Annotated in this window: 27 protein-coding genes; 13 read left to right on the top strand and 14 right to left on the bottom strand. The window is 65.7% G+C overall.

Annotated elements, in window-relative coordinates:
- Window positions 1–218: 218 nt before the first annotated feature.
- Together shn_RS04400 and shn_RS04395 are read right to left on the bottom strand one after the other, a co-directional pair.
- On the bottom strand, window positions 219–1,049 hold the full coding sequence (locus shn_RS04400; RefSeq protein WP_064329325.1) for a DsbA family protein: 831 nt from the start codon (window positions 1,047–1,049) through the stop codon (window positions 219–221).
- A 195-nt stretch (window positions 1,050–1,244) separates the two neighbouring features.
- Window positions 1,245–1,766, bottom strand: coding sequence for a DUF721 domain-containing protein (locus shn_RS04395; RefSeq protein ID WP_133034415.1), 522 nt, complete (start codon window positions 1,764–1,766; stop codon window positions 1,245–1,247).
- A 167-nt stretch (window positions 1,767–1,933) separates the two neighbouring features.
- Between shn_RS04395 and mutY the strand changes: the two genes are divergently transcribed.
- Together mutY and shn_RS04385 are read left to right on the top strand one after the other, a co-directional pair.
- Window positions 1,934–3,019, top strand: a complete 1,086-nt coding sequence (gene mutY / locus shn_RS04390; protein ID WP_064329324.1) for an A/G-specific adenine glycosylase — start codon at window positions 1,934–1,936, stop codon at window positions 3,017–3,019.
- 131 nt (window positions 3,020–3,150) lie between these two features.
- Complete coding sequence (locus tag shn_RS04385) at window positions 3,151–3,768, top strand: HAD family phosphatase (protein ID WP_064329323.1); 618 nt, start codon at window positions 3,151–3,153, stop codon at window positions 3,766–3,768.
- A gap of 319 nt (window positions 3,769–4,087) precedes the next feature.
- On the opposite strand, the gene shn_RS04380 is transcribed toward shn_RS04385, so the two are convergent.
- A complete protein-coding gene (locus shn_RS04380; protein ID WP_064329322.1) occupies window positions 4,088–5,218 on the bottom strand; it encodes a site-specific DNA-methyltransferase in 1,131 nt (376 codons plus the stop codon).
- Between the two features lie 143 nt (window positions 5,219–5,361).
- Between shn_RS04380 and shn_RS04375 the strand changes: the two genes are divergently transcribed.
- Window positions 5,362–5,658, top strand: coding sequence for a nucleotidyltransferase family protein (locus tag shn_RS04375; RefSeq protein ID WP_064332431.1), 297 nt, complete (start codon window positions 5,362–5,364; stop codon window positions 5,656–5,658).
- A gap of 207 nt (window positions 5,659–5,865) precedes the next feature.
- Window positions 5,866–7,536: a VWA domain-containing protein gene (locus shn_RS04370; protein WP_245337364.1), complete on the top strand. Its 1,671-nt coding sequence runs from the start codon at window positions 5,866–5,868 to the stop codon at window positions 7,534–7,536.
- 304 nt (window positions 7,537–7,840) lie between these two features.
- Here shn_RS04370 and shn_RS04365 read toward each other — a convergent pair whose 3' ends face one another.
- Both shn_RS04365 and shn_RS04360 read right to left on the bottom strand, forming a co-directional pair.
- Entirely contained in the window at window positions 7,841–8,188 is a 348-nt protein-coding gene (locus shn_RS04365; protein ID WP_064329321.1) for an antibiotic biosynthesis monooxygenase, read from the bottom strand.
- Window positions 8,185–8,514 (bottom strand): NIPSNAP family protein, encoded by a 330-nt coding sequence (locus tag shn_RS04360; protein WP_064329320.1) that lies wholly within the window; start codon window positions 8,512–8,514, stop codon window positions 8,185–8,187. Before shn_RS04360 ends, shn_RS04365 begins: the two co-directional genes overlap by 4 nt.
- Window positions 8,515–8,620: 106 nt before the next feature.
- Between shn_RS04360 and shn_RS04355 the strand changes: the two genes are divergently transcribed.
- Both shn_RS04355 and shn_RS04350 read left to right on the top strand, forming a co-directional pair.
- On the top strand, window positions 8,621–9,301 hold the full coding sequence (locus tag shn_RS04355) for a helix-turn-helix transcriptional regulator (RefSeq protein WP_064332429.1): 681 nt from the start codon (window positions 8,621–8,623) through the stop codon (window positions 9,299–9,301).
- 355 nt (window positions 9,302–9,656) lie between these two features.
- Window positions 9,657–10,346: an HAD family hydrolase gene (locus tag shn_RS04350; protein WP_064329319.1), complete on the top strand. Its 690-nt coding sequence runs from the start codon at window positions 9,657–9,659 to the stop codon at window positions 10,344–10,346.
- A 93-nt stretch (window positions 10,347–10,439) separates the two neighbouring features.
- Here shn_RS04350 and shn_RS04345 read toward each other — a convergent pair whose 3' ends face one another.
- A complete protein-coding gene (locus shn_RS04345; protein ID WP_371328588.1) occupies window positions 10,440–10,997 on the bottom strand; it encodes a hypothetical protein in 558 nt (185 codons plus the stop codon).
- A 317-nt stretch (window positions 10,998–11,314) separates the two neighbouring features.
- Between shn_RS04345 and thrC the strand changes: the two genes are divergently transcribed.
- The 5 genes from thrC to shn_RS04325 all read left to right on the top strand — a co-directional run bounded on the left by thrC (window position 11,315) and on the right by shn_RS04325 (window position 18,276).
- On the top strand, window positions 11,315–12,718 hold the full coding sequence (gene thrC, locus shn_RS04340; RefSeq protein ID WP_206362198.1) for a threonine synthase: 1,404 nt from the start codon (window positions 11,315–11,317) through the stop codon (window positions 12,716–12,718).
- A gap of 97 nt (window positions 12,719–12,815) precedes the next feature.
- Window positions 12,816–14,114 carry a pitrilysin family protein gene (locus shn_RS04335; RefSeq protein WP_145925865.1) on the top strand — a complete coding sequence of 433 codons (1,299 nt, stop codon included), beginning with the start codon at window positions 12,816–12,818 and terminating at the stop codon, window positions 14,112–14,114.
- 189 nt (window positions 14,115–14,303) lie between these two features.
- Entirely contained in the window at window positions 14,304–14,453 is a 150-nt protein-coding gene (locus tag shn_RS34790; protein WP_064496052.1) for a DUF1127 domain-containing protein, read from the top strand.
- A gap of 265 nt (window positions 14,454–14,718) precedes the next feature.
- Window positions 14,719–15,312 (top strand): GNAT family N-acetyltransferase, encoded by a 594-nt coding sequence (locus shn_RS04330; RefSeq protein WP_064329317.1) that lies wholly within the window; start codon window positions 14,719–14,721, stop codon window positions 15,310–15,312.
- Window positions 15,313–15,432: 120 nt separating this feature from the next.
- Window positions 15,433–18,276, top strand: coding sequence for an EAL domain-containing protein (locus shn_RS04325; RefSeq protein ID WP_245337395.1), 2,844 nt, complete (start codon window positions 15,433–15,435; stop codon window positions 18,274–18,276).
- A 3-nt stretch (window positions 18,277–18,279) separates the two neighbouring features.
- Here the strand turns inward: shn_RS04325 and shn_RS04320 are convergent, their stop codons facing one another.
- The 5 genes from shn_RS04320 to shn_RS04300 all read right to left on the bottom strand — a co-directional run bounded on the left by shn_RS04320 (window position 18,280) and on the right by shn_RS04300 (window position 21,035).
- Window positions 18,280–18,588, bottom strand: a complete 309-nt coding sequence (locus tag shn_RS04320; RefSeq protein ID WP_064329315.1) for a DNA-binding transcriptional regulator — start codon at window positions 18,586–18,588, stop codon at window positions 18,280–18,282.
- Between the two features lies 1 nt (window position 18,589).
- Window positions 18,590–18,925, bottom strand: coding sequence for a type II toxin-antitoxin system RelE/ParE family toxin (locus tag shn_RS04315; RefSeq protein ID WP_064329314.1), 336 nt, complete (start codon window positions 18,923–18,925; stop codon window positions 18,590–18,592).
- A gap of 35 nt (window positions 18,926–18,960) precedes the next feature.
- A complete protein-coding gene (locus shn_RS04310; RefSeq protein WP_064329313.1) occupies window positions 18,961–20,022 on the bottom strand; it encodes a putative zinc-binding metallopeptidase in 1,062 nt (353 codons plus the stop codon).
- Between the two features lie 116 nt (window positions 20,023–20,138).
- Window positions 20,139–20,330, bottom strand: a complete 192-nt coding sequence (locus tag shn_RS04305; RefSeq protein ID WP_064332426.1) for a CsbD family protein — start codon at window positions 20,328–20,330, stop codon at window positions 20,139–20,141.
- A gap of 99 nt (window positions 20,331–20,429) precedes the next feature.
- Window positions 20,430–21,035 (bottom strand): YqgE/AlgH family protein, encoded by a 606-nt coding sequence (locus shn_RS04300; RefSeq protein WP_064329312.1) that lies wholly within the window; start codon window positions 21,033–21,035, stop codon window positions 20,430–20,432.
- 172 nt (window positions 21,036–21,207) lie between these two features.
- Here shn_RS04300 and shn_RS04295 point away from each other — a divergent pair, with 172 nt between their 5' ends.
- Window positions 21,208–21,993 carry a protein-disulfide reductase DsbD domain-containing protein gene (locus shn_RS04295; RefSeq protein ID WP_064329311.1) on the top strand — a complete coding sequence of 262 codons (786 nt, stop codon included), beginning with the start codon at window positions 21,208–21,210 and terminating at the stop codon, window positions 21,991–21,993.
- Window positions 21,994–22,107: 114 nt separating this feature from the next.
- On the top strand, window positions 22,108–22,593 hold the full coding sequence (locus shn_RS04290; protein ID WP_064329310.1) for a peroxiredoxin: 486 nt from the start codon (window positions 22,108–22,110) through the stop codon (window positions 22,591–22,593).
- Between the two features lie 64 nt (window positions 22,594–22,657).
- Here shn_RS04290 and rnhA read toward each other — a convergent pair whose 3' ends face one another.
- From rnhA to ispH, 3 genes are all read right to left on the bottom strand, one after another.
- Window positions 22,658–23,104, bottom strand: a complete 447-nt coding sequence (rnhA, locus tag shn_RS04285) for a ribonuclease HI (RefSeq protein WP_064329309.1) — start codon at window positions 23,102–23,104, stop codon at window positions 22,658–22,660.
- Window positions 23,101–24,066, bottom strand: coding sequence for a homoserine kinase (locus shn_RS04280; RefSeq protein WP_064329308.1), 966 nt, complete (start codon window positions 24,064–24,066; stop codon window positions 23,101–23,103). The genes rnhA and shn_RS04280 overlap by 4 nt, the downstream gene beginning before the upstream one ends.
- 195 nt (window positions 24,067–24,261) lie before the next feature.
- On the bottom strand, window positions 24,262–25,263 hold the full coding sequence (gene ispH, locus shn_RS04275; RefSeq protein WP_064329307.1) for a 4-hydroxy-3-methylbut-2-enyl diphosphate reductase: 1,002 nt from the start codon (window positions 25,261–25,263) through the stop codon (window positions 24,262–24,264).
- Between the last annotated feature and the right edge of the window lie 42 nt (window positions 25,264–25,305).

Below are 25,305 nucleotides of genomic sequence, written 5' to 3'. Positions count from 1 at the left end.
TCCGCGCGCCAGAATGCGGGACGCCCCTCACCTGCCTGCCGGCATTCTCTCCCTGCAAGCGGGGCGAGGAGCGATGGGCTCGCCGTTTTCCTTCTTCTCCCCGCCTGCGGGGGGAAGGTCCCGGCAGGGGGATGAGGGGCAGCGCAGCCCTGTCGCCCACAAGGCAAAAAGCGGGCGCACGGCTTCCGCCGCCGCCCGCCGCAAATCCGGTCGAAGGATCAGAGCATGCTGTCGATGAGGGCCGACATGGTGTCAACCGACATGTCCCCCGAATAACGCTTGCCGTTGATCAGGAAGGTCGGCGTCGCCGCGACGCCGAACTCCTTGGCGCCGCGTTCGCGCACCGCGTTCACATCATCCAGAAGCTTCTGGTTCGTCAAGCAGGCCTGGAAGCTCTCCTGTGTAAAACCGGCGAGTTTCGACATCTGCAGCAGCGCCTCGCGGCCGTCCTGCGCGGCGGCCCAGGTTTCCTGCTGCTTCATGAGCATGGAGATCATCGGGAAATACTGCGAGGCGTCGGAAAGCTCGGCCGGGTTCTGCGGCTTGCAGCGCGCCAGCATGAAGGCGGCGGCCGCGCGCGGATCGAACGGGAACTCGCGCATGACGAAGCGAACCTTGCCGCTGTCGACATACTTGGCCTTGATCGCGTCGAAGGTGTTGTTGTGGAAGGCGGCGCAATGCGGGCAGGTCGTCGACATGTATTCGACGATGGTGACCGGGGCATTCGCCTCGCCGAGCGCCATTTCCGGCAGCGCGCCTTCCTTCATCACCTCCGCCATGTCGACGTCGCCGTCGGCGGTGGGCACGTCGACGGACTTCGCCTCGGCGGCCGGTGCCTGGGCGGTCTCGGTCGTCGTGGTGGTCGTCGTTCCGGAGGAGGTGGCCGGCGTCGAGCTTGCGCTTTCGCCCGTCGTCGTCTGGCTGGTTTCGGGAGCCTTGGCGGTCTCCTCCTTCTTCTCGTCGGAGCAGGCAGCCAGCGTCACGGCGAGCGCCGCAACGGCAACGCCGGTCGCAAGGCGCTTCATCAGGCTCATTTCGGAAAGGGACATGGTCTCTCCTGTCGGAAGGGATGGGAATTCTCGGGTCCATTGACGCAATTCCAGAAAAAGCTGCCTTGCGCTTTTTCTGGAATTGCTCCGGGCACCCCCGTTATACCTGCTTTGGGGCGGGAACAAGCGGCGTTAAGGCAAGTAACTTCAAAGAATTGTGACCGTTCGATGGTTAAGGGCGGAGCTTTCCGCCCCCTATCGGCGCCGGCCGAGCACCGCCGTGCCGAGCCGTTTCAGCGCCGCCTTCAGCGCGTCGCCCTCGATGCCGTCGACGAGGTCGTCGAGATGGCGGGCGGCCTCGCCGGTCAGCGGGCGCGGCTTGGCGCGGCGGCTGGAATGCGGGCTCACCGGCTTCTGCACGATCTTCATCTGGCTCACGGCCGGAAAGCCGAAGAAGCCGTTGATGCGCTGGATGATCTCGCCCTGCTGGTGGCTGAGGAAGAGCGCGCGGGCGCCCTCGCAGGCGATCGTCAGCACGCCCGGCTGGTGGCCGCCGCCCTCGCCCGTCATTTCGGAGGCGCGGCGCGGCCAGGTGATGCGCTCCGGCCGCGTGCATTCGGCAAATTCCGCCCCCGCGATCTCGTCCCACGAGCCGAGCAGCATGGTGTTGATGCCGGCGCGCTTGGCCAGCACCGGATCGATGAGGTCGTTGGCCACTTCGCTGATCTGGACGATGCCGCGCCTCTGGCCGCGCCGGGGCGCCTTGCTGGTATTCACGTATCTGCTCCCGATCGGGAAAATATTCCTGTTGTGGCGAAAAAACCGACTTGAAGATCGCCGCCTGCTTCGCCAGTTATAGAGCAATTCCAGCAAAAATGTGCGAGCGTTTTGCGTCCGGAACTACCTTCGCACAAAGGGTCGCATCGACCCCGTTCAGGCCAGTCATGACCCAAGCGCCCCGCATCGCGGCACCCGCCGATCTCGTTCTTGCCTGGTACGACCGGCATCACCGCGACCTGCCCTGGCGGGTGAGCCCGCCGATGGCGGCCCGCGGCGAAAGGCCCGATCCCTACCGCATCTGGCTCTCCGAGGTGATGCTGCAGCAGACGACGGTGCAGGCGGTCAAGGCCTATTTCGCGCTCTTCACCAGCCGCTGGCCGACGGTCACGGACCTTGCGAAGGCCGAGACGGAGGACGTGATGAAGTCCTGGGCGGGCCTCGGTTACTATGCCCGCGCGCGCAACCTCAAGAAATGCGCCGAAGCCGTCGCCTTCGAGCATGGCGGGGTGTTTCCCGACAGCGAGGACGGGCTGAAGGCCCTTCCCGGCATCGGCGACTATACCGCCGCAGCGATCGCCGCCATCGCCTTCAACCGCAGGAGCGCGGTGCTGGACGGCAATGTCGAGCGCGTCATCTCCCGCCTCCATGCCATCGAGACGCCCCTGCCCGCGGCAAAGCCCGAGATGCGGGCTCTGGTGGCCGCCATGACGCCGGCGGACCGGCCGGGCGATTTCGCGCAAGCGATGATGGACCTCGGCGCGACGATCTGCACGCCGCGCCGGCCGGCCTGCGCGCTCTGTCCGCTCAATGCCGCCTGTCGCGTGCTCGGGCGCGAGGACCCGGAGCTTTATCCGCGCAAGGCCGCGAAGAAGGAGAAGCCCGTGCGGCTCGGCGCCGCCTTCGTCGCCGAGGACGAGACGGGCGCGATCTTCCTACGCAAGCGCGGGGAAACCGGCCTTCTCGGCGGCATGACCGAAGTGCCCGGCAGCGGCTGGACGGCCCGCATCGACGGCGAGACCGGCCCTGCCGCCGCGCCCTTTGCCGCCGACTGGCAGGCCTGCGGCACCGTCACCCATGTCTTCACGCATTTCGAGTTGCGCCTCTCCATCTACCGCTCCATGGTGCCGCGCCATGTGCAGGCCGGCGATGGATGGTGGCAGGCGAAGGAGACGCTCGACGGCGAGGCGCTGCCGACCGTCATGAAGAAGGCGATAAGGCAGGCCATACCGGATGCGTTTTCGAGGCGATAGGAATTAGGCAGTAGGCAGTAGGAAAAGGAGCGGCAGTCGAGAAGACAAGCGACCGGGCCGGCGTCCGCCTGCTCTGCTTTTCCCGACTGCCTATTGCCTAATTCCTACTGCCTGACACAAGCGAGGAAAGCATGAACAGCATCGACATCCGACACATCGTCTTCGACATCGGCAGGGTGCTGATCCATTACGATCCGCACATTCCCTATGCCCGCCTCATTCCCGACGATGCCGAGCGCAACTGGTTCTTCACCAATGTCTGTACCCACGACTGGAACCTCGAACAGGACCGCGGCCGCGCCTGGGAGGACGCCGAGGCGCTGCTGATCGACGCGCATCCCGACCGCGCCGAACATATCCGCGCCTTCCGCAAGCACTGGCACGAGATGGTCTCGCATGCCTATGTGGAAAGCGTCGCGATCCTGGAGGCGCTGATCGCCGACGGCCGTGACGTGACCATGCTGACCAACTTCGCCGCCGACACCTTCAAGGAAGCGCGGAAACTCTACCCCTTCCTCGACATGCCGCGCGGCGTGACGGTGTCCGGCGAGATCGGCCTCATCAAGCCGGACCTTGCGATCTACGAGAAGCACACGCGCGATTTCGGCCTCTCGCCGGCCCATACGCTGTTCATCGACGACGCCCCGGCCAATGTCGAGGGCGCGCGGCTCGCCGGCTGGAACGCGGTGCAGTTCACCGATCCGGAAAAGCTCAAGGCCGACCTTGCCGCGCACGGCATCGCGCTCTGAACGGCGCTGAAAACCGAAACGCCCGGAGCCTTGCGGCTCCGGGCGTTTTCGCATTTCCGGGACTGAAGGTACGAAAACCGGAAAGGCGATATCCGGCCTGCCCGGCCGGTTGATCGGCCTCGGCTTTCCGCAACGATTTCCGTTGCTTGGCCTGATGTACTTTCGAGGCCACACTAGGCCATTGATGGTTAACATCACCTGAATCGCACAGGCGGAAATTCGGGAGGAGCGGCCCCGAAAAGCCCCCCAAAAAGCCACAGCCCCCGGTGCAGGGAACACCGGAGGCCGCGGCTGGAGAAACGGTGGCGCGTCTGCCGGCCTATTCGAGGCCGGCCATGCCGGCGCGCACGACGGCGCGCAGCGCGTCGATCGGCTTCAGCTCGGCGCCGTCGGCATAGTGCCAGAAGGTCCAGCCGTTGCAGGCATCGAGCCCCTGCACCCTCGCGCCGACGCGGTGGATGGAGCCGGCATCGTTGCCCGAGGCGAGCGTGCCGTCGGCGCGCACGATGGCGCTGTGGCGGCGGCGGGCATCGGTCAACACCGTGCCGGGGGCGATCAGGCCGCTTTCGATCAGCGTGTTGAAGGCGACGCGCGGCTCGGCCTTCTTGCCGCTCATGACGGAGAGCGTTCCGCTGCCGAGCGGCTCGACCGCCTCGATGCGCTCGCGGGCGGCGTCGATATAGACCTGCTCGCGCTCGATGCCGACGAAGTGGCGGCCGAGGCGCTTGGCCACCGCGCCGGTCGTGCCGGAGCCGAAGAACGGATCGAGCACCACGTCGCCGGGCCTGGAGGAGGCCATCAGGATGCGGGCGAGCAGCGCTTCCGGCTTCTGCGTCGGATGCACCTTCTTGCCGTCGGCATCCTTCAGGCGCTCGCCGCCGTTGCAGATCGGGAACAGCCAGTCCGAGCGCATCTGCACGTCGTCATTGGCGGCCTTCATGGCGTCGTAGTTGAAGGTGTAGCCCTTGGCCTTGGGGTCGCGCGTCGCCCAGATCATCGTCTCGTGCGCGTTCTGGAAGCGGCGCCCCTTGAAGTTCGGCATCGGGTTCGTCTTGCGCCAGACGATGTCGTTGAGGATCCAGAAGTTGAGATCCTGCAGGGTCGCGCCGACGCGGAAGATGTTGTGGTAGGAGCCGATGACCCAGATGGTCCCCGACGGCTTCAGCACGCGGCGGCAGGCGAGCAGCCAGGCACGGGTGAAGGCGTCATAGGCCTCGAAGGAGGCGAACTGGTCCCAGTCGTCGTCGCAGGCATCGACCAGGCTCTGGTCCGGACGATGCAAGGCGCCGCCGAGCTGGAGGTTGTAGGGCGGATCGGCGAATATGACGTCGACGGACTGGTCCGGCAGCGCTTCGAGCGCGGCGACGCAGTCCCCCTTGATGATCGTGTCGAGCCAGCCGCTCTTGCGGGGCGAACGGGAGACGTCTGCAAGCGAAAGGACAGATGGCATGGGATACTCGCTGATACGCTGACTCGGAACTGAACTGGCGCTTATGGTTACCGAAGATGGTTACCAAAGACTGAAGCCCTTGAACGATTACGGGAAATTTTCCGGGCATGGCGTTGCTCCGGCGGCTGCGCTGGAATGCCGGCATGACGAAGAGCGAAACCATAACGAGGCTGAAACAGCAGGCCGACGCCGTCCGGGCGCTTGGTGCGACCTCGCTCTATCTCTTCGGTTCCGTGGCACGGAACGAGGCCGGCCCATCGAGCGATCTCGACCTTTTCATCGATCACGACAGCGGGAACGCCTTCTCGCTGGTCGACCTTGCCCGCATCAAGCTGCTGCTGGAGGATGAATTCGGCGGTGATGTCGACATCACGACGCGCGGCAGCCTGCATCCGCGGCTGAGGGACCGGATCGAACAATCGGCGATCCGCATCTTCTGATGCGTGGGATGTCGGACCGGGTCCCCAGGACATGCTCGACATGATCTGGACTGTCGTCGTGCGCGACCTGCCGGCCCTGCGCGCCGCGATCGAGACGCTTGTCAGCAAGATCGAATAGACGCCCCGCCTCGCCCGTCATGGAACAGCATCGCTGAGCCTTGCCGGCGTGGACGGCTGGCGTTTGCGGGGAAAACGAGGAGGATAGACGTGCGTTTGAAAGCCGCCTTCATGCTTCTGGCGGGGCTTCTTGCCGCCACCGAGACGATTGCCGCCGACAAGACGATGATCGTGCTCGACGCGTCCGGCTCCATGTGGGGCCAGATCGGCGGGCGCAGCAAGATCGAGATCGCCCGCGAGACGCTGGGCACGGTGCTGAAATCCGTGCCTGCCGGCACCGAGCTCGGCCTGATGGTCTACGGCCACCGCGAAAAGGGCTCGTGCAGCGACATCGAGCTGGCCGTGCCACCGGGCGCGGGCACCGGGGAGGCGATCACCTCCTTCGTTTCGGGGCTCAGCCCCAAGGGCAGGACGCCGCTGACGCAATCCGTCGAGCAGGCGGCCGACATCCTCAAATATACCGAGGACAAGGCGACCGTCGTGCTGGTGACGGACGGGCTCGAGACCTGCGAGGCCGATCCCTGTGCGCTCGCCTCGGCGCTCGAAAGCAAGGGCGTCGACTTCACCACCCATGTCGTGGGCTTCGGCCTGACGGAGGAGGAAGGCCGGCAGGTCGCCTGCCTTGCCGAGAACACCGGCGGCACCTATTTCCAGGCCTCCGATGCCGCCCAGCTCGTGGCGGCGCTGACGGCGACGGTGGCCGAAGCGCCGATGGCAAAGCCGGTCGAGGAGGTCGCGGCGGCAGAGCCCGAGCCGGAGCCCGCCGTCGAATTCAACACGGAGTTCGACAGCGTCCTGTCCGAGGGCGGCCCCTCGCTCGGCGACAACGACAACGTGTTCTGGCAGGTCTACAAGGCGGATGCGGGCGGCAAGCCGGCCGGCGACCATCTGGAAAGCCAGTACAAGGGCAAGTTCTCCGGCAACTACCCGCCGGGCAAGTATGTCGCCGTGGCGACGCTGCAGAGCGCGATCAAGCGGGAGGTCCCCTTCGAGGTGAAGGACGGCGCAGTCGCCACGCCCTTCGTCAATTTCGACGCCGGCCATGTGACGATCCACCCCAAGCGCACGCCCGAGGATGCCGAGGACGACGAGAACGCGGCGGTCGAGATCGCCTTCGGCGGCTATTCCACCACCTATTACGGCACGGCCAGGTTCTATGCCGCCGCCGGCGAGGTGACGCTGACCGGCAAGATCGGCCCGTCGGTCGTCGCGCAGACGGTGCCCGTCAAGGCGGGCGAGACGGTCGAGCGCGACCTCGTCATCGGCTCGGGCGTCGTGCTCAACAAGGCGGTCTATGCGGAGGGCGGGACGGCGGTCGATTCCGGCAACGTCTTCTTCGAGATCGTTGCCGCAAACAAGAACATCGACGGCACCCGCAAGAGCATCGCCTACAATTACGGCACCGGCACGAAGCTGGACGTGCCGCCGGGCGAGCATGTGCTGACGGCAAAACTCGGCTCGGCAACGGGCGAGGTTCCCTTCACCATCAAGGCCGGGGAAACGAAGGAAATCACCGTCAACATCAATGCCGGCGTGCTGGCGATCACCGCACCCGGCGCGAACTTCATCGAGATTCTCAGCGCCACGAAGGACATCCAGGGCAACCGGACGTCCATGTCCTACAATTACGGCGCCGAATGGCAGGACACGCTGCCGCCCGGCGACTATGTCGTGGCGGTGAAATACGAGGGCGACACCGCGCCGAAGGAGGCCAAGGCGACGGTGAAGGCCGGCGAGCGCTCGGAAGTGACGGTGCAGTAAGCCGGAAGCGGGGCAAAGCCGGCCCCGCCTGCCGGCCCTCTCCGCCTTGCGGGCAGGGCAATTGCCTATGGAAGGAAACCGTTGCCACACATCCCCTTCTCCCCCGCGGGGAGAAGGTGCCGGCAGGCGGATGAGGGGGATGCCGAAGGCGCAAAGGCTCTATCCGAGCCACCCCCTTCCGACCCTTCGGGCCACCTTCTCCCCGCGGGGGAGAAGGAGAAAAGCGCGATGCCGCATTTCATGTCGCCCCGCCCGCAAGGCGGAGAGGGCCGGCAGGCCGGAGTGGGCTTTCCCGCAAATTCCCCTATGCCGCATGAAAGGTGCGGCTGTCCTCCGGTGCCTCGTTGCGGTCGTTGAGGCCGTAGTCCCTGACGACGCTGGCGATGCGCAGCCGGTAATTGTCGAAGACGCTGTGCCGGCCGAGGGATTGGGCGGCACGGTGCTGCTCGCTGTTCCGCCAGGCCGTCACCGCCGCCTCGTCGCGCCAGAAGGAGAGCGACAGGAGCCGCGTCGGGTCGGTGAGGCTGCGGAAGCGCTCGATCGAGAGGAAACCGTCGATATCGTCGAGCAGCGGGCGCAGGTCCCGGGCGGTGTCGAGATAGAGGTCGATGCGGCCGGGTGCCGGGACCACCTCGAAGATGACGGCGATCATGACGCCACCTTCGGCGCATGCGGCAGCGAGACGTTCTTCAGGAAGAGGCGGTCCTCCTTCAGGATGAAACGCTCGCTGCGGGCGAAGTCGTAATTCTCCCGGCCGAGCGGGTCGGCGGCGAGGCGGGCGCGATAGGCCTCGTAGGCGGCGAGGCTTTCGATGTTGTAGACGCCATAGGCGGTGGTGGCGGAGCCCTCGTGCGGGGCGAAATAGCCGATGAGATCGGCGCCGCAGCGGGGGATCGCCTCGCCCCAGTTGCGGGCATAGGCGGCGAAGGCATCCTTGCGGAACGGGTCGATCCGGTAGCGGATGAAGCAGGTGATCATCGTCGTCTCCTCGTTTTGGCGCAATCCCCTTGCCGGAATTGCCCGTGTCTGCGATGCCCCCTTTTTCCACATTGCCGGACGCGAATGCTTCGACTATCATCGAAGTATGAAAGAAGGCCCCGACATTTCCCAGATCGGCGCGCTGATCGGCGATCCCGCCCGCGCCAACATGCTGACCGCGCTGATGGGCGGGCAGGCGCTGACGGCGAGCGAGCTTGCGGGCGCGGCCGGCGTCACGTTGCAGACCGCCAGCACCCATCTCTCCCGGCTGGAGGCCGGCGGGCTCATCGCCCAGCGCAAGCAGGGCCGGCACCGCTATTTCGCGCTCGCCGACGACGAGGTGGGGCTGCTGCTGGAAAGCATCATGGGCTTTGCGGCCAACCGAGGGCTGATGCGCACCCGCCCCGGCCCGAAGGACCCGGCGCTGCGCAAGGCGCGTGTCTGCTACAACCATCTTGCCGGCGATTTCGGCGTGCGCATGCTCGACCGGCTGGTGGCCGACGGCGACGTGGCGCTCGACGGCGAGGAGGCAGCGCTGACACCGGCCGGAGAAGCGCGCATCGCCGCCATCGGCATCGACCTTGCCGCGCTGAAGACCCAGCGCCGCCCCCTCTGCCGCACCTGCCTCGACTGGAGCGAGCGGCGCTCGCATCTTTCCGGCGCGCTCGGCGAGGCGCTGCTCGCCCGTTTCATCGCCGATGGCTGGGCGAAGCGCGAAAAGGACAGCCGTGCCATCCGCTTCACCGCCGAGGGCGAGCGGCGGTTCCTGGCGCTGTTTCCGGAGTGACCGCTGCCCCTCATCCCGCTGCCGCGACCTTCTCCCCGCAAGCAGGGAGAAGGGAGCTGGAGCGCCGGCTTCCTCAAACAAAGACAGCACAATTGCCGGGAAGGCGAAGCGGCTTACGCCTTCTCCCCGCCTGCGGGGAGAAGGTCGCGGCAGCGGGATGAGGGGCTCTTGTCGCCCCTGCCCGCAAATCGCCGCATAGCTCACGCCCGGAATCGGCAATTGTCCCGGCGCGCCCTTTCGTGTAGGGAGACCGCGGCTTCACGGGCGATCCCGCCCCTTCGTTCTATCCGCAACTCCCGACGCCCACCCGCGTCCCGCCCTTGCGGGCAATTGCGCCATTGAAAGACGGTTTGTCATGGACGGTTTCGATCTCATCATCTTCGACTGCGACGGGGTCCTGGTCGATTCGGAAATCATCGCGGCCGAGGTGGAATCCCGGCTCCTCACCGAGGCGGGCTACCCGATCGGCGTCGAGGAGATGGGCGAGCGCTTTGCCGGCATGACCTGGCAGAACATCCTGCTTGCCGTCGAGCGCGAGGCCGCCATCCCGCTCTCCGCCTCGCTGCTCGACAAGTCGGAAAAGCTGCTCGATGCCCGGCTCGCCCAGGAGGTGAAGGTCATCGACGGCGTCAAGCTGATGCTCTCGCGCATCCGCAAGCCCTACTGCATCTGCTCGAATTCCGCCGCGCACCGCCTCGACATGATGCTCTCGAAGGTCGGCCTGCGGGAGGTCTTCGGCCCCTATGTCTATTCGGCCAAGGACCTCGGCGCCGATCGCGTCAAGCCGAAGCCGGACATCTTCCTGCACGGCGCCAAGCAGTTCGGCGCGAACCCGGCCAACACGCTGGTCATCGAGGATTCGGTGCATGGCATTGCCGGCGCGCGCGCCGCCGGCATGCGCGTCGTCGGCTTCACCGGCGCCTCGCACACCTACCCCTCCCATGCCGACCGGCTGACGGAAGCCGGTGCGGAGACCGTGATCTCGCGCATGAGCGAGCTGCCGGGGGTTATCTCGGCGCTGGCGGAATGGCAGGAAGCGATTTGAGGCAGTAGGCAGTAGGCAGTAGGCAGTAGGCCTGCGTCGCGAGGCTGGAAGTCAGCGTCAACCCCTACGGCCTATTGGCTGTCGCCTAATTCCTCACTTCGTATTGTACGGTCCTTCGTCGAAGCCGACATAGACCTTGGTGAAGCCGCCGGAGCCGCCGGGCAGCGCGACATCGCCCTTGGTGAAGATGAACTGGCCGGCATCCGTGTTCACGGCATACTGGACGAGTTCGGAATAGAGCGTCGTCTTGCCGTCCGTGGCGGCGACGCGGATCGGCACGTTGACCGTTCCGCCGCTGCCGGCCGGCCCCGGCACCACGCGGCCCTGCACCATCACGGTCATGACGAGCTGGCTCTGGTTCAGCACGCATTGGCGGGTCGAGTCGGCGAGCGTGACCTGGTAGAGCAGCTTCTGCGGATCGTCCTTGGCACCCTTGGCGTAGCGGCGCAGCACGGCCGTGCCGTCACGCAGATAGACCTGCGGGCACGAGCCCTGCACGACGGCGGTGCCCGTCTGCTGCTGGGTGGCGGTCTGCACGCCCGACGGGTCGCTCGTCACGCCGAGATCGGCGGGCTTGTCGGTCTGATTGCAGCCGGCGATGACGGCGAGAAGGGATATGCCGAGAAAGCGGCGGATATTCATTCCAAACACGATACTGTAACCCCTGCGATCAGGCTCCGCCCCCGGCGTGCAAGCCTTTCGGAACTCTTTTGCGGGCCTTTTCATAACCCTAGGCGATGGTCTATAGCAGCGACGTGGCGAAAAATCGATTGTCGATTGAACCCGCCCGCAGAATTTCGACAAGGCCCGCTACGGGCCGGATGCAACGGGATTGCCACGATCTGCCGCAAAGAGACCTGCGGTCTTGCGTGGCCTTTCGCTAGACTGGGCGGCAGAGCATTGGTACGAAGCGACAGTCGGTTCCTGCGATTTTCGTCGCTCGAAATCATCAACCTTCCCAAGGACGTATGAACGTGGACTATGTTTCGACGCGGGGCGAGGCCCCTTCCCTCGGCTTCTCCGATGCGCTTCTGGCGGGCCTTGCCCGCGACGGCGGCCTCTATGTGCCGCGTGAATGGCCGACCTTCTCCAAGAAGGCGATCCGGGCGCTGCGCGGCAAGTCCTACGAGGAGATCGCCTTCACGGTGCTCTCGCCCTTCGTCGAGGGCGACATCCCGGCCGACACGTTCCGCACGATGATCGACGAGGCCTATGCGACCTTCCGCCATCCGGCGATCGCGCCGCTGGTGCAGACCGGGCCGAATTCCTTCGTCCTGGAGCTCTTCCACGGCACGACGCTCGCCTTCAAGGACGTGGCGATGCAGTTGCTTGCCCGGCTGATGGATCATGCGCTGGCCGTGCGCGACGAGCGCGCGACCATCGTCGGCGCCACCTCGGGCGATACCGGCGGGGCGGCGATCGACGCCTTTGCCGGCCGCGAGCGCACCGACATCTTCATCCTCTTCCCCGAAGGCAAGGTCTCGCCGGTGCAGCAGCGCCAGATGACGACCTCCAAGGAGAAGAACGTCCACGCGCTCGCCATCAAGGGCAATTTCGACGACTGCCAGAACCTCGTCAAGGCGATGTTCAACGACACGAAGTTCCGCGACCGGATGAAGCTTTCCGGCGTCAACTCCATCAACTGGGCGCGCATCATGGCCCAGATCGTCTATTACTTCACCAGCGCCGTGGCGCTCGGCGGACCGGACCGCAAGATCTCCTTCACCGTGCCGACCGGCAATTTCGGCGACATCTTCGCCGGCTATGCCGCCAGGCGCATGGGCCTGCCGATCGACAAGCTGGTCATCGCCACCAACGAGAACGACATCCTCGCCCGCACGCTGAAGACCGGCCGCTACGAGATGAAGGAAGTGAAGGCCACCACCTCGCCCTCGATGGACATCCAGATCTCCTCGAACTTCGAACGCCTGCTGTTCGAAGCCCATGGCCGCGATGCCGGCGCCGTGCGCCGCGCGATGGAAAGCCTGAAGCAGTCGAACGCCTTCGAGATCAAGGACAGCGCGCTGAAGGCGATCCGCAAGACGTTCCGTGCCGGCCGCGCCTCGGAAAAACAGGTCGCCAAGACCATCAAGGACACGCTCGCCGAGACCGGCTACCTGCTCGACCCGCATTCGGCGATCGGCGTCTTCGTCGCCGCCAAGCACGAGAAACCCGGTGCGCCGATGGTGACGCTCGCCACCGCCCATCCGGCGAAATTCCCCGCCGCAGTAAAATCGGCATGCGGTATTGACCCGGCGCTTCCGACGTGGCTTGCTGACCTCATGCAGCAGGAGGAGCGGTTCGACGTGCTGAGTGCGGAACTCGACGTCGTGGAAGCCTTCATCGGCGACCACTCGCGAATCCGGAGCTGAGCGGTTCCGGGGCGGTTTGCGTTCGGGATCGTGTGACACAGGAAGAGCATTTGCGGGTTTCGAAGGGGCACGCGAATGTGGAACGCAGAAAGTGCGCATGATGAAAGTTGAGTGCACCCGGCTTGCGTCCGGGTTGACCGTGGTGACCGAAAACATGCCCCATCTCGAGAGCGTGGCTCTCGGCGTATGGATCAAGTCGGGGTCACGCAACGAAACCACGGACGAGCACGGCATCGCCCACCTTCTGGAACACATGGCCTTCAAGGGCACCGAGCGCCGCTCCGCCCGCCAGATCGCCGAGGAAATCGAAAATGTCGGCGGCGAGGTCAACGCCGCCACCTCGACGGAAACCACCTCCTACTATGCGCGCGTCCTCAAGGACCACGTCCCGCTCGCGGTCGACATCCTCGCCGACATCCTGACGGAATCCGTCTTCGACGAGGAGGAACTGCGCCGCGAGAAGCACGTCATCCTGCAGGAGATCGGCGCGGCGAACGACACGCCCGACGACGTGGTCTTCGACAAGTTCTCCGAGGTCGCCTATCGCGACCAGATCATCGGCCGCGCCATCCTCGGCACGCCGGAATCGGTGCTGTCCTTCTCGCCCGGCGAGATCCGTTCCTATCTCGACCGCAACTACACGACGGACCGCATGTTCGTCGTGGCGGCCGGCGCCGTGGACCACCAGGAATTCGTGCGCCAGGTCGAGGACCGCTTCTCCTCGCTTCCGACCGCGCCGAAAATCTCGCCGGTCTTCGAGCCGGCCCGCTATACCGGCGGCGACATCCGCGAGACGCGCGACCTGATGGACGCGCAGGTGCTGCTCGGCTTCGAGGGCAAGGCCTATCACGCCCGCGACTTCTACTGTTCGCAGATCCTCGCCAACATCCTCGGCGGCGGCATGTCCTCCCGCCTCTTCCAGGAGGTGCGCGAGCACCGGGGCCTGTGTTATTCGATCTACGCCTTCCACTGGGGCTTTTCCGACACCGGCATCTTCGGCATCCACGCCGCGACCGGCGGCGAGAACCTGCCCGAGCTGATGCCCGTCATCTTCGACGAACTGAAGAAATCCTCGGAAACGATCGAGCAGCAGGAAATCGAGCGCGCCCGCGCGCAGATCCGCGCCCAGCTCCTGATGGGCCAGGAGAGCCCGGCCGCCCGCGCCGGCCAGATCGCCCGCCAGATGATGCTCTACGGTCGCCCGATCCCCAACGAGGAGCTGATGGAGCGCCTTGCCGGCATCACCATCGAGCGCCTGACGGACCTTGCCGGCCGCCTGTTCTTCGACACGCTGCCGACCATCTCGGCCATCGGCCCGCTGGAGCACCTGGTCCCGGCCGGCGACATCACGCGCTCGCTGTCGCGCCAGGCCCTTCCCGACCGCGCGGCGAGCTGAGGCCCCTTCCCTCACCGCCGCCGGCAGACATTTCCGCCGACGATGCCGGGACGAAAATGGCGCGTCCATCCCGTCCTGGAACAGCGTCAGCGTCCGCCATGCACCAGGCGCATGCCTCCGCTGCAAGCATGTGCATTTTTTCCGGGCACGCGATTGTTTATATCATGGGCAACCCAAAGGAGTTGACCAATGAACATCTTCGCAAAGCTCAAGAAGAACGCCGCCGACCGCCGTGCCGTCCGTGAACTCAGCGCCCTCGACGACCGCGCCCTGCAGGACCTCGGCATCTCGCGCTCGAACATCCAGTCCGCCGTCAAGGGCCTCACGGTTTTCGGCTGAGCCACCCGGCAAGAGAGCCTGGCGCCACGGCCTGATGACGGGGCACACTTGACCAAAGCGGCTCGCACCGGTCGTCCCGCCCTTACCGCAAGGTGAAGCGCACATGGCTTCGAAGACGCAACCCGCCGCAAGGCGGGTTTTGTTTTTCAGGGGTTTTTCCGGCCGCCTGCCTGCCCGCACCCCGTCGACCATTTGACGCCGGCGAGCCTCTCGGCATAGTCTTCAAGGACAAGGCACGCCACGGATCGGCGCGCGCGGAGGGCGAATGGCACGGTCGGTTTTTCGGTTTCTGTCCCGGCAGTCCGACACCGTGGAACTTGCCGACGATCGGCACCTGCTGCGCCTGCCCCGCTTCCAGGATTACCGGCAATGGTATCAGTTGCGCTCGGAAAGCCGGCGCTTCCTCGAACCGTGGGAACCGACCTGGCGCAACGACGAGTTGACGGAGAGCGCCTTCCGCGCCCGCGTTCTGAGAAATGAACAGGAATTTTCCTCCGGCCAGGCCGTGCCGCTCTTCGTCTTCGCGCGCGAGGAGAAGGCGCTGCTCGGCGGGCTGACCATCGGCTATATCCGGCGCGGCGCGGCGCAATGCTGCATGATCGGCTACTGGATGGGCGAGCGGCATGCCGGCCAGGGCCACATGCATGGCGCCCTGAAACTGGCCATACCCTATATCTTTTCCAGCCTTCAGTTGCACCGTATCGAGGCAGCCTGTATTCCAGACAATCAGAGAAGCATCCGTCTCCTTGAAAAGGCCGGCTTTCGGCAGGAAGGCTACCTTCGGGAGTATCTGAAGATAAACGGGGAGTGGCGCGACCACGTGATGTTTTCGCTTCTGGCGGCCGACAGGCGGCCCTAGGCGGCACCCGGGCGCGGCAGGACAGGCAGACCTAAGGACCATGCAGTTTCAATGAAGTCTTTATCCGTGCCGCAAACGCTGCATGCCAGCCGGTTGCTCGCCCTCATCCTCCTCGCCACGATGCTCCTCGCCGGCATGATGACGGGGCGTGCCTTCGCCGTCGAACCCGTCAAAATCTCCCGTGACGACACCGCCCTCGACCTCACCGCCACCACGGAGATCTATACGGGCCGGGGCGAGGCCTTCCAGGTCTCCACCGCGCCGGGCACGGACGGCATCGTGCGCCGCATCGAGGTGCGCGCCACCTCGCAGGACCATCAGGGCGACTGGGCCGTCTTCGCGCTCGCCAACGTTTCGGAAGAGCAGATCGACCGCCTGATCGTCGCCCCGCATTTCCGCCTCGTGCAGTCGAAACTCTTCTGGCCGGACCTCGGCGCGAAACGCATCCTCTCGATCACGCCGAGCGAAGGCTTTGCGCTCGACCGGCAGCCGAGCGACGAGGCGGACGTCTTCCGCATCACGCTCAACCCCGGCACGGTCGTCACCTTCGTCGCGGAACTGGCGACGCCCGACCTGCCGCAGATCTATCTCTGGGCGCCGGATTCCTACAAGGACACGGTCAACGCCTTCACGCTCTATCGCGGCATCGTGCTCGGCATTGCGGGCCTCCTCGCCGTGTTCCTCACCATCCTCTTCGTGGTGAAGGGCACCTCCATGCTGCCGGCGACGGCCGCGCTCGCCTGGGCGGTGCTCGGCTATATCTGCGTCGATTTCGGCTTCCTGTCGAAGCTCATCAGCATCACCGCCGGGGACGAGCGCATCTGGCGCGCCGGCACGGAGGTGTTCCTCGCCGCCGGCCTCGTCGTCTTCCTCTTCACCTATCTCAACCTCAACCGCTGGCACGCGCATCTCTCCTATGCGACGCTCGCCTGGATCCTCGGCCTCGGCCTGCTCTTCGGCGTGGCGATCTACGACCCGCCGATCGCCGCCGGCATCGCCCGCCTCTCCTTCGCGCTGACCGGCACGGTCGGCATCGTGCTCATCGCCTATCTCGGCTTCAACCGCTACGACCGCGCCATCCTGCTGGTGCCTGCCTGGGCGCTGATCCTCGTCTGGCTGTTCGGCGCGTGGCTGACGGTGACGGGCCAGCTCAACAACGACATCATCCAGCCGGCGCTCGGCGGCGGGCTCGTGCTGATCGTGCTCCTCATCGGCTTCACGGTCATGCAGCACGCCTTTGCCGGCGGCGCCTACAGCCAGGGCCTGTTTTCCGACCTCGAACGCCAGTCGCTGGCGCTGACGGGCTCGGGCGATACGGTCTGGGACTGGGACGTGGCGCGCGACCGCGTCGTCACCATTCCCGACATCTCCATCCAGCTCGGCCTTGCCCCCGGCGTGATGCACGGCCCGGCACGCAACTGGCTGCCACGCCTCCATCCCGACGACCGCGACCGTTTCCGCGCGACGCTGGACGTGCTGCTGGAACACCGCAAGGGCCGGCTCAACCACCAATTCCGCGTGCGCGCCGAGGATGGCCATTACCACTGGCTCTCCATCCGCGCCCGGCCGGTGCTCGGCGCCAATGGCGAGATCATCCGCTGCGTCGGCACGATCATCGACATCACCGAGCAGAAGAATTCCGTCGACCGCCTCCTCCAGGACGCCCTGCACGACAACCTCACGGGCCTGCCGAACCGCCAGGTCTTCCTCGACCGCCTCCAGTCGCTCCTGTCGCTGACCGCAAGCTCCGACAATGTGCGCCCGACCGTGCTGACCATCGACATCGACCGCTACAAGCAGGTCAACGATGCGCTCGGCATTGCCGCCGGCGACAACATCCTCATCGCGCTGACACGGCGCCTGCGCCGTCTCCTGAAGCCGCAGGACACGCTGGCGCGGCTTTCCGGCGACCAGTTCGGGCTCATCCTGATGTCGGAACGCGACCCCGCCAAGGTGGCGGATTTCGCCGATGCGGTCAGCAAGGCGATCATGGTGCCGATCAATTTCGGCGGCCGCGAGATCATCCTGACCGCCTCGATCGGCCTCGTCTCCTGGGTCGACCAGCAGGAGGACGCGCCGGGCCTGCTCAACGATGCGGAACTGGCCATGTACCGGGCCAAGAAGGGCGGCGGCAACCGCGTCGAGCCCTTCCGCCCTGCCTTCCGCACCTTCGGCGCGGACCGCCTCCAGATCGAGACGGACCTGCGCCGCGCCATCGAGCGCAAGGAACTCTCGCTCGTCTACCAGCCGATCGTGCGCCTTTCCGACGCCGAGATCGCCGGCTTCGAGGCGCTGATGCGCTGGGATCACCCCAAGCGCGGCAACATCTCGCCGACGGAATTCATCCCGATCGCGGAAAGCTCCGATCTCATCAACCAGCTCGGCCTCTTCGCCCTCGACAAGGCGGCGAGCGACCTGATGGACTGGCAACTCCAGACCGGCGACCTGCCCGTCTTCGTCTCGGTGAACCTCTCCAGCGCCCAGTTGCTCAACAACGAGCTCTACAACGACGTGCGCGCCGCGCTCGCCAAGACGCGCTGCGCGCCGGAAAAGCTGAAGCTGGAACTCACCGAATCCGTCGTGATGGAGAACCCGGAACAGGCCCGCCTGATCCTCACCAAGCTGAAGGATGTCGGCCTTGGCCTCGCGCTCGACGATTTCGGCACGGGCCATTCCTCGCTCTCCTACCTCACCCGCTTCCCCTTCGATACGATCAAGATCGACAAGGCGCTGGTGCGCGACGGCTCCGACAAGCGCACCGTCCTGTTGCGCTCCGTCATCTCCATGGCGCGGGAACTCGAAATGCAGGTCGTTGCCGAGGGCATCGAATCCGAAGAGGACGCGATCGAGCTCGGCAACATGGGCTGCGAATTCGGCCAGAGCTACCTCTTCGGCCCGCCGATCGGCTACGATTCCGTGCTGCGGCTGCTGAAGGAACGCTTTCCGCTGATGAAGCGGGCGTAGGCTTCAAGCCGCGCGAAGGACACGCAGCACGGCCTCCGGCTCCTTTTCCATGACACGCAGGAGCGTGCGGGCGGCACCACTCGGCTGCCGCTGCCCTTGCTCCCATTTCCGGTAGCCGGAAACACTCGTCCCCAGGAAACGCGCCATCTGTTCTTGGGTCAGGTTGAGATGGGTGCGGATGGCCTTGGGATCGATGCCGTCCGTATCAACCACATGTTCGCGCGTGCCTTCGGCGGGCGCGCCCGATGCATGGGCGAGCGCCTCGGTCATTGCCTCGGCAAGTTCGCTACCAAACGCGGTTTTCTTCGCCATCTCATCTTCTCCTTTGATGCTGCTTGATCGCCCTGGCGAGGGCCGCGACGGTCTTCTTTTCGGTGGGCGAAAGATCGGTGCGGACATTCTTGGCATAGACAAGCAGCGCATAGATCGGCGCATCTTCGCTGTACCAGTAGTAGATCACCCGCGCTCCGCCGCGCTTGCCCTTGCCGCCCGCCGCAAAACGTAGCTTACGCACGCCGCCCGTGCCCGGGATTTCGTCACCAAGCAGAGGATAGGCGGCAAGGTAGTCGATAAGTGCCACGCGCTCCTCAGGCGAGAAGATCGCTTCCGCCTGCCGGATGAACGTGGGAAGCTCAACGACCGTCTGCATGCCGCAATATAACCCATTGGGCTATATCGGCAAGCCTATCCCGCCGACCGGCGCACCAGCCCATTGATGAAATCCAGCTTCTCCAGAACCGGCGGCGGCAAGACGAAGGGGTAGCTGTCGGGCTGGCCCATCGAGCGCTGGATGGCGTTCATGGCGACGCTGAGCGGGATCCAGGCTTCGACGAGGCGGCCGGCATCGGGGGCGCGGTAGGGATCGAAGGTGACCTCGGCCTCCAGTTCCTCGTGGCCCTTCGGGTCGGTGATGAGGCCGAAGGCGCGGGCGGTTTCCAGCGTGTCGACGATGTGGAAGAAATGCGCCCAGCATTCCGCAAAATCCTCCGCCGGATGGCAGCTGGCATAGGTGCTGATGAAATGCTGTGGCCAGTCGGCCGGCGGGCCCTGCTCGTAGTTGCGCTGGAGGGCGGCCGCATAATCCTCGCGCTCGTCGCCGAAGAGGCGGCGGGCCTCGTCCAGCGTCGCCTCGTCGCGCACGAGCTGGGTCCAGTAGAAATGGCCGATCTCGTGGCGGAAATGGCCGAGCAGCGAGCGATAGGGCTCGCCCATCGAGACGCGCACGCTTTCGCGCACCTCGTCGTCGGCCTCGGCGGCGCGCAGGCTGATGAGCCCGTCCTCGTGGCCGGTCATCGCGGCCTGCAGGACATTGCCGCCGGCGTCCACCTCGTCGGCGAGGAAATCGAAGACCAGGCCGCCGGCCGGGTCTTCCTCGCGGGTCGGATGCGGCAGCTTCCAGCGCAGGATGGAATAGAAGAGATGGCGCTGCGCCGCGCCGATGCGCCGCCAGCGCTCCAGTCCCCTCGGATCCGTGGTGGGTACGATGCGGTTGTGGCGGCAGGCTTCACAGAAGGCGTGCGGGCTATCGGCCGGCAGCAGCCAGTTGCAGACGTCGTGCACCGCATTGTCGCAGAAGCGGTAGACGCCCTCGCGCGGGGCGATCCTCCAGAATCCCTCGCCGTCCGGCACCAAGGCATGCAGCACCATGTCCTCGGCAAGGAAGCCGAGCGCCGAGCCGCAGCGCACGCAGACGCGGTTGTCGAAATAGGTGGTCTGGCCGCAGGTGCTGCAGGTGAAGAGTTTCATGATGTTCCCGATCCGGCGATGGCGTTTACGGCAAAATACCCGCATCGGCGAATGGCGATACGGGTATCTCGGCTTTGCAACGGCGGGATGACGCAGTCCCCATCCCTGGTCGTCGATCAGAGGCGGTCCACCGCGCCCTTCACGGCATCCTTGGCCTTGCCGACCGCCTTCTGGGTCTTGCCCTTGGTTTCCTGGACGGCGCCTTCGGCGCGCAGCTTCGGGCTGCCGGCGGCCTTGCCCGCGGCCTGCTTGGCCTTGCCTGCCAGTTCGTTGGCCGTGCCCTTGATCTTGTCGCTCGTGCTACCCACCATCGTACTCCTTGTTAGAGGCGCATTTGTTGACGCACTAAATTAACGGCGTGCGCTGCAACAAGTTCCGGTGGCATCGGAGAAAATTTGCCGTTCCGCTCAGGCGTGGCCGGCCTCGGCGGAGAGCATGGCGGGCGTGATGCCCATCAGGCCGAGCGCCCGTTCGTATTTGCTGTCGAGATTGGTGTCGAAGATCAGCTCTTCCTGCGCCGGGCAGGACAGCCAGCCATTGGCGCCGATCTCGTTCTCGATCTGGCCCGCGCCCCAGCCGGCATAGCCGAGCATCATCAGGCCCTTCTGCGGGCCGCGGCCGCGGGAAATGGCGCGCACGATATCGAGCGTCGCCGTCAGGCAGATGTCGTCGCTGACGGGAATGGAGGATTCGGACATGTAGTCATCCGAATGCAGCACGAAACCGCGTCCGCTCTCCACCGGCCCGCCGCAGCGGATGGGGAAGTCCAGCGTCGCGCCCGGCAGGCGGATCACCTCGTCCTCGCCGACGAGATCGAGATGCAGCAGCACGTCGGAAAAGTTCAATTGCTGCGGACGGTTGATGACGAAGCCCATGGCCCCGTCCTCCGAATGGGCGCAGATATAGACGACCGTGCGGGTAAAATTGGCGTCGACCATGCCCGGCATGGCGATCAGGAACTGACCGTCAAGGAAGCCGCGTTCTCGCCTGTTTTTCAGAACCGACATAGCCATAATGCAACTAGCCTACCAATTCGCCATCAAATGAAAAGCGTTCTTTTCGCCGACACGACGCGCCAGCCCTGCAAGAGAGGTATGGTGCTGCGCCGGGCGATCAAGCTTTTATGATCGCTCCCGTGCGCTTTGGTGCTGGAAAGCCCTGGCCCCCGGCGCTAGATGTTGAGGCATGAAACGCCTGCAAACCGCTGCAATCGCGCTGCTTTTCCTGTCCTCCGCCGCCACGGCGGCAACCTCGCCCTGGGTGGAGACGCCGGGCGGCGACGTGCGCCTGGTGGTGCTTCCGGCAGATGCCGGCGGCTCGGCGCGCGCCATGCTGGACATCCGCCTGCACGCGGGCTGGAAGACCTATTGGCGCGACCCCGGCGGCAGCGGCATCCCGCCGTCGATCGCCGTTTCCGGCGCAACGCTGACCTCGATCGGCTTTCCCGCGCCGCGCCGGCTCGGTGAGGAGGCCAACCACTATATCGGCTATGACGCGCCGGTGCGCCTGCCGATGACACTCGGGGCGTTGGGCGGCACGGTGACCGCCACGGTCTTCCTCGGCGTGTGCAAGGACATCTGTATTCCCGTGCAGGCGGACCTCAAGGTGGAGACGGGTGGCGAAGGCTTCACCAATCCGCTGGAGGAGACCGCGATCGCCGCGGCCGAGGCGACGCTTCCCGGTGCGGCGGGCGATGGCTTCCGGCCGCTCGACGGCCGTTGGTCGGCGGACGGCAAGACGATCTCGGTGCGCTTCGAGGCGCCGGCGGACGGAGCCTCCACGGACGTCTTCCTCTCCGGCGCCCCGTTCGAATTCGGCCCGGCAGGCCCCGTGCGGCGGGACGGCGACGCCTTCGTCTCCGATGTGCCGGTGCTGCACCGGCCGAAGGTGTTCGACCTTGCGAAGAACCCGATCCGGCTGACGCTCCGGGCCGGCGAGAAGACGATGGAAGGCCCGCTCGCCATCGAGTGAGCCCCCTGCCATTTCCGGCGGAAAACCGCTTCGCACTTTTGCCGGCGCTGCTTATAGTGCCGCCGGCGGGCCCTTCCGGCCCTTCGCCATTCCATATCAGACAGGAGAGACGCCGTGACCATTTCCGTTGGAGACAAGCTGCCCGACCTCACGCTCAAGGAACGCACGCCGGACGGTCCCGCCGACATCTCGACCGCGGACCTTTTCGCAGGCAAGCGCGTCGTGCTCTTCGCGGTACCCGGCGCCTTCACGCCGACCTGCTCGCTGAACCATCTTCCGGGCTATCTGGAAAACCGCGACGCGATCCTCGCCAAGGGCGTGGACGACATCGCCGTCGTCGCGGTCAACGACCACCATGTGATGGGCGCCTGGGCGACCTCCACGGGCGGCGCCGGCAAGCTGCGCTTCCTCGCCGACTGGGACGCCGCCTTCACCAAGGCGCTCGGCCTGGATATCGACCTTTCCGCCGGCACGCTCGGCGTGCGCTCCAAGCGCTATTCCATGCTCGTCGAGGACGGCGTGGTGAAGGCGCTGAACATCGAGGAAAGCCCCGGCCAGGCGACCGTCTCCGGCGCCGCTGCGATGATCGAGCAGCTTTGAAGAGGATTTAGGCAGTAGGCAGTAGAGAAAATAGCCGGTTCCCCTAATTCCTAATTCCTACTGCCTAACTCCTAATGCCTTTGAACGGCGCCATGCCCTGGCGCGCCAGTTCGTCGGCGCGCTCGTTCTCCGGGTGGCCGGCGTGGCCCTTGACCCAGTGCCATTCCACCTTGTGGCGCGCCCGCGCCTCGTCGAGCGCCTGCCAGAGGTCGCCGTTCTTCACCGGCTTCTTGTCGGCCGTCTTCCAGCCGTTCTTCTTCCAGCCGAAGATCCATTTCGAAATGCCGTCCATGACGTATTTCGAGTCCGTATAGAGATCGACCTCGCACGGGGCCTTCAGCGCGCCGAGCGCGGCGACGGCGGCGGAAAGCTCCATGCGGTTGTTGGTGGTCAGCGCCTCGCCGCCGAGCATTTCCTTCTCGACCTCGCCGTAGCGCAGCACCGCGCCCCAGCCGCCGGGACCGGGATTGCCCGAGCAGGCGCCGTCCGTGAAGATATCGACATGTTTCATCGCGACAGACCGTATTCGGCGGGGTTGCGGATCTGGCGGTGGAAGCGCAGCTTGCGCAGATATTCCAGCGGGTCCTTCTTGACGACCAGCGCGCCCGGCGGCGTCGTCAGCCAGTCGTAGAGCCGCGTCAGGAAGAAGCGCAAGGCCGAGCCGCGCGCGAGCAGCGGCAGCGCCGCCGCCTCCTCGGGCGAAAGCGGGCGCACGCTCTCGTAGCCTTCCAGCAGCGCCATGCCCTTGGTCAGGTTGAACGCGCCGTCCTTCTCGAAGCACCAGGCATTGAGGCAGATGGAAACGTCGTAGGAAAGCAGGTCGTTGCAGGCGAAGTAGAAGTCGATGAGGCCCGACAGCGTGTCGCCGATGAAGAAGACATTGTCCTGGAAGAGGTCGGCGTGGATGACGCCCGACGGCAGGTCCTTCGGCCAGTTCGCCTCCAGGAGGGCGAGTTCACCGGCGATCTCGTCCTGCAGGCCCGCTTCCACCTCATCGGCCCGGTCCGCGGACTTTTCCCACAGCGGCCGCCAGCCGCCGACGGAGAGCGCATTCGCGCGGGTGAGTTCGAAGCCCTCGCCGGCCAGATGCATTTCGGCCAGCGCCCGGCCAACCTCGCGGCAATGTTTCGCCGCGGGTTTCCTCAGCCACATGCCCTCCAGGAAGGAGATCATCGCGGCGGGGCGGCCCGAGAGTTCGCCGAGCAGCGCGCCGTCAATGCGCGGCAGCGGCAACGGGCAGGAAAGGCCGCGTTCGGCGAGATGGTGCATCAGGCCAAGGAAGAACGGCAGGTCGTTCGGGTCGACGCGCTTTTCGTAGAGCGTCAGGATGAAGGCGCCCCTGGTGGTGTGCAGCAGGAAGTTGGAATTCTCCACCCCCTCGGCGATGCCCTTGTAGGAGAGCAGCGTGCCCGCGTCATAGGCGGTAAGGAAACGGGAGAGATCGTCTTCGGTGATATCGGTGTAGACGGCCACGGCGGGTCTCAGGTTTGCGGAGTGGAATCAATTGACAAACAAGCGGGTCTTTGCCCCTCACCTGCCTGCCGGCATCCTCTCCCCGCAAGCGGGGCGAGGAACGATGGGCGCGCCGTCCTGCCCCTTCGCCCCGCTTGCGGGGAGAAGGTCCCGGCAGGGGGATGAGGGGCAAACCACGGCAGGACCTGCACCACCCTATTCCCCATTGACGAAGGCCATGTCGGCGGGGGTGAGTTCGATCGCGCGAAGCTCGCGGTTGACGAGGAAATGCTCGTTCTCCTCGACGGTATCGGCAAGCTCCACGACGGCATTGTAGCGCGCGCGAAAAGCCTCGATGATCTCGTTGACGATGACCTCCGGCGCCGATGCGCCGGCCGAGAGGCCGACGGTGCGGATGTCGCCGATGGTCTCCCAGTCGATCTCGGCGGCCCGCTGGACGAGCACGGATTTCGTCGCCCCGGCCCTCAGCGCCACTTCGACGAGGCGCTTGGAATTGGACGAGTTCGGCGCGCCTACGATGAGGAAGAGGTCGCAGCCGGGCGCGGCCTGCTTGACCGCCTCCTGCCGGTTGGTGGTGGCGTAGCAGATCGAATCGGCGGCCGGAGCCGTGAGGTTCGGGAAACGTTCGTGCAGGCGCTTGATGACGCCGGCCGTGTCGTCCACCGAGAGCGTCGTCTGGGTGACGAAGCCGAGATTGTCCGGATCCGGCGGCACGTATCTGTCGGCATCCTCGACGGTCTCGACCAGCGAGACGGAGCCCTCCGGGAGCTGGCCCATCGTGCCGATCACCTCGGGGTGCCCGGCATGGCCGATCAGCACGACATGGCGGCCGAGGCGCTGGTGGCGCATCGCCTGCTTGTGCACCTTGGAAACCAGCGGGCAGGTCGCGTCGAGATAGAAGAGGTTGCGCGCCTCGGCATCCGCCGGCACCGATTTCGGCACGCCGTGCGCGGAAAAGACGACGGGCTGCTGGCGGTGCTCTTCCGGGATCTCGTCGAGCTCCTCGACGAAGATCGCCCCCTTGGCCTCCAGGCCCTCCACGACATAGCGGTTGTGCACGATCTCGTGGCGCACATAGACCGGCGCGCCATAGGCCTTCAGCGCCAGGACGACGATCTGGATGGCGCGGTCGACGCCGGCGCAGAAGCCGCGCGGGCCGCACAGCCTGATGGTCAAGTCCGGTCGGGTATCAATCATGCTTCTCTTGTATCCGGCAATGGTCGGGCCTTGCGCCCCATA

The organism is Shinella sp. HZN7, assembly GCF_001652565.1.
GTDB lineage: Bacteria > Pseudomonadota > Alphaproteobacteria > Rhizobiales > Rhizobiaceae > Shinella > Shinella granuli.
The sequence above is the reverse complement of the archived record's forward strand: the minus strand, read 5'-3'. Positions and strand labels throughout refer to the sequence as shown.

What these genes read in the sequence shown, in the direction of transcription:
- shn_RS04400 (WP_064329325.1), bottom strand. Translation starts at nt 1,049, where the DNA reads ATGTCCCTTTCCGAAATGAGCCTGATGAAGCGCCTTGCGACCGGCGTT.
- mutY (WP_064329324.1), top strand. Translation starts at nt 1,934, where the DNA reads ATGACCCAAGCGCCCCGCATCGCGGCACCCGCCGATCTCGTTCTTGCC.
- shn_RS04385 (WP_064329323.1), top strand. Translation starts at nt 3,151, where the DNA reads ATGAACAGCATCGACATCCGACACATCGTCTTCGACATCGGCAGGGTG.
- shn_RS04380 (WP_064329322.1), bottom strand. Translation starts at nt 5,218, where the DNA reads ATGCCATCTGTCCTTTCGCTTGCAGACGTCTCCCGTTCGCCCCGCAAG.
- shn_RS04375 (WP_064332431.1), top strand. Translation starts at nt 5,362, where the DNA reads ATGACGAAGAGCGAAACCATAACGAGGCTGAAACAGCAGGCCGACGCC.
- shn_RS04365 (WP_064329321.1), bottom strand. Translation starts at nt 8,188, where the DNA reads ATGATCGCCGTCATCTTCGAGGTGGTCCCGGCACCCGGCCGCATCGAC.
- shn_RS04360 (WP_064329320.1), bottom strand. Translation starts at nt 8,514, where the DNA reads ATGATCACCTGCTTCATCCGCTACCGGATCGACCCGTTCCGCAAGGAT.
- shn_RS04355 (WP_064332429.1), top strand. Translation starts at nt 8,621, where the DNA reads ATGAAAGAAGGCCCCGACATTTCCCAGATCGGCGCGCTGATCGGCGAT.
- shn_RS04350 (WP_064329319.1), top strand. Translation starts at nt 9,657, where the DNA reads ATGGACGGTTTCGATCTCATCATCTTCGACTGCGACGGGGTCCTGGTC.
- thrC (WP_206362198.1), top strand. Translation starts at nt 11,315, where the DNA reads ATGAACGTGGACTATGTTTCGACGCGGGGCGAGGCCCCTTCCCTCGGC.
- shn_RS04335 (WP_145925865.1), top strand. Translation starts at nt 12,816, where the DNA reads ATGATGAAAGTTGAGTGCACCCGGCTTGCGTCCGGGTTGACCGTGGTG.
- shn_RS34790 (WP_064496052.1), top strand. Translation starts at nt 14,304, where the DNA reads ATGAACATCTTCGCAAAGCTCAAGAAGAACGCCGCCGACCGCCGTGCC.
- shn_RS04330 (WP_064329317.1), top strand. Translation starts at nt 14,719, where the DNA reads ATGGCACGGTCGGTTTTTCGGTTTCTGTCCCGGCAGTCCGACACCGTG.
- shn_RS04325 (WP_245337395.1), top strand. Translation starts at nt 15,433, where the DNA reads ATGCTCCTCGCCGGCATGATGACGGGGCGTGCCTTCGCCGTCGAACCC.
- shn_RS04320 (WP_064329315.1), bottom strand. Translation starts at nt 18,588, where the DNA reads ATGGCGAAGAAAACCGCGTTTGGTAGCGAACTTGCCGAGGCAATGACC.
- shn_RS04315 (WP_064329314.1), bottom strand. Translation starts at nt 18,925, where the DNA reads ATGCAGACGGTCGTTGAGCTTCCCACGTTCATCCGGCAGGCGGAAGCG.
- shn_RS04310 (WP_064329313.1), bottom strand. Translation starts at nt 20,022, where the DNA reads ATGAAACTCTTCACCTGCAGCACCTGCGGCCAGACCACCTATTTCGAC.
- shn_RS04300 (WP_064329312.1), bottom strand. Translation starts at nt 21,035, where the DNA reads ATGGCTATGTCGGTTCTGAAAAACAGGCGAGAACGCGGCTTCCTTGAC.
- shn_RS04295 (WP_064329311.1), top strand. Translation starts at nt 21,208, where the DNA reads ATGAAACGCCTGCAAACCGCTGCAATCGCGCTGCTTTTCCTGTCCTCC.
- rnhA (WP_064329309.1), bottom strand. Translation starts at nt 23,104, where the DNA reads ATGAAACATGTCGATATCTTCACGGACGGCGCCTGCTCGGGCAATCCC.
- ispH (WP_064329307.1), bottom strand. Translation starts at nt 25,263, where the DNA reads ATGATTGATACCCGACCGGACTTGACCATCAGGCTGTGCGGCCCGCGC.